Origin of the sequence: Pseudomonas sp. TJI-51, from assembly GCF_000190455.2 — a bacterium.
GTDB lineage: Bacteria > Pseudomonadota > Gammaproteobacteria > Pseudomonadales > Pseudomonadaceae > Aquipseudomonas > Aquipseudomonas juntendi.
In genome coordinates, this window is record NZ_AEWE02000001.1 from 51,558 (window position 1) to 57,982 (window position 6,425).

Annotated in this window: 4 protein-coding genes; 1 reads left to right on the forward strand and 3 read right to left on the reverse strand. The window is 65.6% G+C overall.

Annotated elements, in window-relative coordinates; translation table 11 throughout:
* The 3 genes from G1E_RS00295 to G1E_RS00305 all read right to left on the reverse strand — a co-directional run.
* On the reverse strand, window positions 1–2,714 hold a 2,714-nt coding region (locus G1E_RS00295), incomplete at its 3' end, for an FAD-binding and (Fe-S)-binding domain-containing protein (protein ID WP_047149536.1).
* A gap of 75 nt (window positions 2,715–2,789) precedes the next feature.
* The gene (gene lldD, locus G1E_RS00300; RefSeq protein ID WP_009685323.1) at window positions 2,790–3,935 is read right to left on the reverse strand and encodes an FMN-dependent L-lactate dehydrogenase LldD; all 1,146 of its coding nucleotides are present in this window, start codon (window positions 3,933–3,935) and stop codon (window positions 2,790–2,792) included.
* 63 nt (window positions 3,936–3,998) lie between these two features.
* Window positions 3,999–5,669: a lactate permease LctP family transporter gene (locus tag G1E_RS00305; RefSeq protein WP_009685324.1), complete on the reverse strand. Its 1,671-nt coding sequence runs from the start codon at window positions 5,667–5,669 to the stop codon at window positions 3,999–4,001.
* Between the two features lie 255 nt (window positions 5,670–5,924).
* On the opposite strand from G1E_RS00305, the gene G1E_RS00310 reads away from it, so the two are divergent.
* Window positions 5,925–6,425, forward strand: a 501-nt coding sequence (locus G1E_RS00310) for a GntR family transcriptional regulator (protein ID WP_009685325.1), incomplete at its 3' end; no start/stop codon positions are given.

The window sequence follows — 6,425 nt, forward strand, 5'->3', positions numbered from 1 at the left end:
CTGGTGGAAATGCCTTCGCTGCAGTACTGCACGGCATCCTTCAGGCTGCGCAGCGAGTGGGCGTTGAGCTCGGGGGTGGTGAAGCCCTTGTCGCCAGCGAACCCGCAACAATGAATGCCTTCCGGGATGACTACCTGCTTGCTGCAGCGCCGGGCCAGGTCGATCAGGGCCTGGCTTTCGCCCAGGTGCTGGGTGCTGCAGGTCACGTGCACGGCCACTGGCTCATCCTGGGGGGTGAACTCCAGGCGTTCGAGCAGGTGGGTGCGAATGAAGCGCACGGGGTCGTACAGGTCCAGCCGGGTGTCGCCCAGGTCTTGTACCAGGCGCAGGGTGCAGGGGCTGGTGTCGCAGTAGATCGGGTCAAGGCCGCCGCGGCTGGCGTGCAGCAGGGCGTTGATCAGCTCCTGGCGCTTGTGTTCGGCCTGCTCGGGGTAACCCTTGGACGCGAACGGCTGGCCGCAGCACAGGCTGTCGGCGTTGTCGGGGAACACGACCTGGTAGCCGGCCTTTTCCAGCAGCGCGCGGGTCTTGTCCAGCAGCGAGCTTTGCTCGCGGTCGGCATAGGCCGGGCCCATTACCCTGGACACGCAAGCCGCCAGGTACACCACCCGTGGGCGGGCGTCGTTGCTGGTGTGGCCGAAGGCGACCGGGCGCAGCGGTTGGGGCATGGCGGGCGTCCACTGCGGCAGGCGGCCGTTGCTGGCTTTGCGCAGGGTGGCGCTCAGGCGGCCCAGGCGTGGGGCGCCGAGCAGCTTGCGCGCGCTGTTGGCTGCGGTCAGGGTCAGGCGGGCGCCGCCCAGTGCGGTGGGGAAGTGCTCGGCCAGCCAGTTGGCGGTGTTGCCGTGGTCGGCAGCCTGGCTGCGCAGTTTTTTCACCAGCTCGCCGGTGTTGATGCCCACCGGGCAGCGCTGGGCGCACAGGCCGGTAGCCGCGCAGGTGTCGATGCCTTGGTACTGGTAGGTGCGCATCAGCTCGCGGGTCTCGATGCCGGCGCGTTGCTTGGCCTGGATGTCCCGCCACATCACGATACGCTGGCGGGGGCTGAGGGTCAGTCCCTTGGACGGGCACACGGGTTCGCAGAAGCCGCACTCGATGCACTTGTCGACGATTTCGTCGGCGGCGGGCAGTGGCTTGAGGTTTTTCAGGTGGATGGCCGGGTCGTCACTCAGTACCACATCGGGGTTTAGGATGCCGTTGGGGTCGAGCAGGCGCTTGAGCTGCCACATCAGTTGGTAGGCGTCGTGGCCCCACTCCAGCGCCACGAACGGTGCCATATTGCGCCCGGTGCCGTGCTCGGCCTTCAGCGAACCGCCGAACTCCACGGCCACCAGCTGTGCCACGTCGTCCATGAACGCCTGGTAACGGGCAACCTCTTCGGCGCTGTTGAACCCTTGGGTGAACACGAAGTGCAGGTTGCCTTCGAGGGCATGACCGAAAATGATCGCTTCGTCATAACGGTGCTTGTCGAACAGCTGGATCAGGCGGTTCACGCCTTCGGCCAGTTGCTCGACCGGGAAGGTCACGTCTTCGATGATGACGGTGGTGCCGGTCTGGCGCACGGCGCCGACGGCGGGGAAGGTGTCTTTGCGGATTTTCCACAGCTGGTTGTACACCGCCGGGTCTTCGCTGAAGTCCACGCGCTGCTCCAGCGGGAAGTCGGCGATCGACGCCATTACCTGCTGCAGTTGCTCGTGCAGCAGGCTCTGGCTGGCCGCGCGTGACTCGATCAGCAGGGCGCAGGCGTTGGCCGACAGGCCTTTTACCCACAGCGGCATGCCGGCCATGTCCTGCACCGAGCGCAGGCTGCGGCGGTCGAGCAGTTCCACGGCCGACACCGGCTGGCGCTTGAGTACCGGCACCGCGCGGCAGCAGCTTTCCACGCTGGGGAACACCAGCAGGGCGCTGGCCTTGTGCGGGTGGTCGGGCACGGTGTTGTAGGTAACAGCGCTGATAAAGCCCAGGGTGCCTTCGGAGCCGACCAGCAAGTGCTGCAGAATATCCAGCGGCTGGTCGTAGTCCACCAGCGCGTTCAGCGACAGGCCGGTGGTGTTCTTCAGCCGGTACTTGTGCCGGATGCGCTCGGCCAATGCCGTGTTGGCGCGGGTTTCGCGGCCCAGGCGGGCCAGCGCTTGCAGCAGCTCGGCATGGCTGGCTTCAAAGGCCGCCACGCTGGCCGGGTCTTCGCTGTCCAGGCGGGTGCCGTCTGCCAGCACCAGGCGCAGGCCGGCCAGGGTGTGGTAGGTGTTCTGGGCGGTGCCGCAGCACATGCCGCTGGCGTTGTTGGCGACGATACCGCCGATCTTGCAGGCGTTGATCGAGGCCGGGTCGGGGCCGATCTTGCGCCCGAACGGGGCCAGCCAGGCGTTGGCCTGGGCGCCGATCACCCCGGGCTGCAGGCGGATCTGTTCGCCTTGGCCACGGATCTCGCGGCCGTTCCAGTTATCGCCCAGCACGATCAGCACCGAGTCGCTGATGGCCTGGCCAGACAGGCTGGTGCCGGCGGCGCGGAAGGTGACCGGCACCCGGTCGCGTTGGGCCAGCTTGATCAGGCCGACCACTTCGTCTTCGGACTCGACACGCACCACCAGCTTGGGGATCAGCCGGTAGAAGCTGGCGTCGGTGCCGAAGGCCAGGGTCGAGGTGGGGTCGTCGAAGCGGCGTGCGGCGGGGATCAGGCGCTCGGCATCACGCAGAAACGCGGCGGGCAGGCTCATGCAGTCTCCTCGCGGGGCTGTGGCCTCTGCGTGCCACATGCCCCGGGTCTATCAGGCGGTCGTTGGTGCAGGCGCTCAGGCGCCCAGTTCGCGTACCAGCGAGTCGCGGGTGATTTCGCTGATGGTCTTGGCGCCGGTCAGCACCATGGCTACGCGCATTTCCTTCTCGAACAGCTCCAGCAGGTTTTTCACCCCGGCCTGGCCATGCACGGCCAGCGCATAGAGGAAGGCGCGGCCAATCAGCACGGTGTCGGCACCCAGGGCGATCATGCGTACCACATCCAGGCCGCTGCGAATGCCGGAGTCGGCGAGAATCTTCAAGTCACCTTTCACCGCATCGGCAATGGCCGGCAGGGCGCGGGCGCTGGACAGCACGCCATCGAGCTGGCGACCACCGTGGTTGGACACGACGATGCCGTCGGCACCGAACTTGACCGCATCGCGGGCGTCATCGGCATCCAGGATGCCCTTGATGATCATCGGGCCGTCCCAGAACTCGCGGATCCACTCCAGGTCCTTCCAGGAAATGGACGGGTCGAAGTTGTTGCCCAGCCAGCCGATGTAGTCAGCCAGGCCGGTGGGGTTGCCCCGGTACTTGGAAATGTTGCCCAAATCGTGCGGGCGGCCCATCACGCCCACGTCCCAGGCCCACTCGGGGTGGGTCATGGCTTGCAGCACGCGGCGCAGCGGGCCGTGCTTGCCGCTCATGCCAGAGTGGGCGTCGCGGTAGCGGGCGCCGGGCACGGGCATGTCCACGGTGAACACCAGGGTCTTGACCCCGGCCGCCTTGGCCCGCTCCAGGGCGTTGCGCATGAAGCCGCGGTCCTTGAGCACGTACAGCTGGAACCACATGGGGCGGTCGATGGCTGGCGCCACTTCTTCGATCGGGCACACCGACACCGTAGACATGGTGAACGGGATGCCATGGGCCGCCGCTGCCCGCGCCGCCTGCACTTCGCCACGGCGGGCGTACATGCCGGTGAGGCCGACCGGGGCCAGGGCCACGGGCATGCTCAGGGTTTCGCCGAACAGCGTGGTCTGCAGGCTGAGCTCGGACATGTTCTTCAGCACGCGCTGGCGCAAGGCAATGCTCGCCAGGTCGGCGACGTTGTGGCGCAGCGTGTGCTCGGCGTAGGCACCGCCGTCGGCATAGTGGAACAGGAAAGGAGGCAGCTTGCGTTGGGCCGCGGCGCGATAGTCGGTAGAGGCAGAAATGATCATGGATTCTCGCAGCGTTGCTTGGGGGGTATGCCAGGCGCCCGATGGCGCCCGGCCCCTTTCACTTTAGTGATGAACCAGCATGCCGGTCAGCCAGTAAGCCTGGATCAGGGTGATCAGGCCGACGATGGTGGCAAAGAACAGGCTGTGCTTGACGGTGAAGCGGAACAGGTCGGATTCCTTGCCGACCAGGCCGGTGGCGGCGCAGGCCACGGCGATCGATTGCGGCGAGATCATCTTGCCGGTCACGCCGCCGCTGGTGTTGGCCGCTACCAGCAGGGTGTCGTTGACCCCGATCTGGTGGGCGGTGGTGGCCTGCAGCGAGCTGAACAGGGCGTTGGACGAGGTGTCCGACCCGGTCAGGAACACACCCAGCCAGCCAAGGAACGGCGAGAAGAACGGGAACGCCGCGCCCGTGCCGGCCAGCACCAGGGCCATGGTCGACGACATGCCCGAGTAGTTGGTGACGAAGGCGAAGGCCAGCACCATGCCAATCGACAGGATGGGCCAGCGCAGCTCCCAAAAGGTCTCCTTGAAAGTGGTAAGACCAGTTTTGAAATTGATTTTCAGCACCGCCATGGAGATCAGTGCCGAGAGGAAGATCGCGGTGCCGGTGGCGGAGATCGGGTCCAGCTTGAACACTGCGGGCATGGCGGTTGGCGCGGCCACGATCGGTGCGGTCTTGATCACCAGTTGGTCAAGGTGCGGAATGGCGAAGTTGAACACGAAGTTGTACATCGCGCCGCCCGGGGCGAAGGCGGCCTTGAACGGTTTCAGGGTCCAGATGGTGACCAGCACGGTCAGGATCAGGAACGGCGACCAGGCCTTGAAAATTTCGCCAAAGCTGTAAGGGCTTGGCTGGCTGCCGCTTGGCTGCACCACGGCGGCACCCACGCTGGCCTTGGCTTCGCCGAACGCGCGCTTGGGTTGCCACACTTTCAGGAACAGGGTGAGGCAGATCAGGCTGGCCAGCGCCGAGGTGATGTCTGGCAGTTCGGGGCCGATGAAGTTCGAGGTGAAGTACTGGGTCACGGCAAAGCTCAGGCCGGCGACCAGGGCCGCAGGCCAGGTTTCTTTCACGCCGCGCAGGCCGTCCATCATGAACACCAGCCAGAACGGCACGAACAGCGACAGCAGCGGCAGCTGGCGGCCGGTCATGGCGCCGATGTGGAAGGCGTCGATACCGGTCACCTGGCCGGCCACGATGATCGGGATGCCCAGGGCGCCGAAGGCGACCGGTGCGGTGTTGGCGATCAGGCACAGGCCGGCGGCGTACAGTGGGTTGAAGCCCAGGCCGACCAGCAGTGCGGCGGTGATGGCCACCGGCGCGCCGAAGCCTGCTGCACCTTCCAGAAACGCGCCGAAGCAGAAGCCGATCAGCAGTACCTGCAGGCGCTGGTCGTCGGTGATCGACAGCACCGAGCTGCGGATCACTTCGAACTGGCCGCTCTTGACCGTGAGTTTGTACAGGAACACCGCGGCAACGATGATCCAGGCAATTGGCCAAAGGCCGTAAAGGAAGCCGTAACCTGCGGCAGCCAGGGCCATGTCGACCGGCATCTGGAAGGCGAATATGGCCACCAGTACCGACAAGGCCAGGGTAATGCTACCCGCCACGTGGCCCTTCAGGCGGAACACGGCGAGGGCAAGGAAGAAGAACACGATGGGAATGACCGCCGCCAGTGCGGACAGGCCAAGACTACCAAGCGGGCTATAGAGTTGTTGCCAGGTTTGCATATGGGGTGGCCCCTAATTGTTGTTGGTCAGGCGCTGGCATTGGATAATTGGTAAGACCAATTTACAATGGCTGGTCGCTAGGTTAAAAGCGCTGTCGTGGGTGTGTCAATTTGTCCCGTGCAAAACTTTGGTCGCGTGCCGATGAGCGGGCAGCTGATGTGCCGGGAAAATCGTGGCCTGGTGGGTGTTCGCGCGCTCTGGATCGGCGAGAATAGGCACCCCCGGGTGTGTGCCGGGGTTTGTGGAGAGCATGTGATGGTTTTTGATCAGGTTCGCCAGCGGCGCCTGTCCGACGACATTGTCGATCGGTTGGAAGCGATGATTCTGGAGGGCACCCTCACGTCGGGGCAGCGGCTGCCCGCCGAGCGTGCGCTTGCCGAACAGTTCGGCGTGTCGCGCCCGTCACTGCGTGAGGCGATCCAGAAGCTGGTGGCCAAGGGCTTGTTGGTCAGCCGGCAGGGGGGCGGCAACTTTGTCGCCGAGTCGCTGGGGTCCACGTTCAGTGACCCGCTGTTGCAGCTGCTGGAACATAGCCCCGAGGCCCAGCGCGACCTGCTCGAGTTTCGCCATACGCTGGAGGCGTCCTGTGCGTATTACGCGGCGCAGCGCGCTACCGAGCCAGACCGGGCGCGGCTGAAGGCGGCGTTCGACACGCTGCAGGACTGCTACGCCAGGGTCGATGAAGTGACCCGGGCCGAGGAGGGTGCGGCCGATGCGCGCTTCCACCTGGCAATTGCCGAGGCCAGCCATAACGCG

Coding starts and splice junctions, on each gene's coding strand:
- G1E_RS00305 (WP_009685324.1), bottom strand. CDS start 5,669: ATGCAAACCTGGCAACAACTCTATAGCCCGCTTGGTAGTCTTGGCCTG.
- lldD (WP_009685323.1), bottom strand. CDS start 3,935: ATGATCATTTCTGCCTCTACCGACTATCGCGCCGCGGCCCAACGCAAG.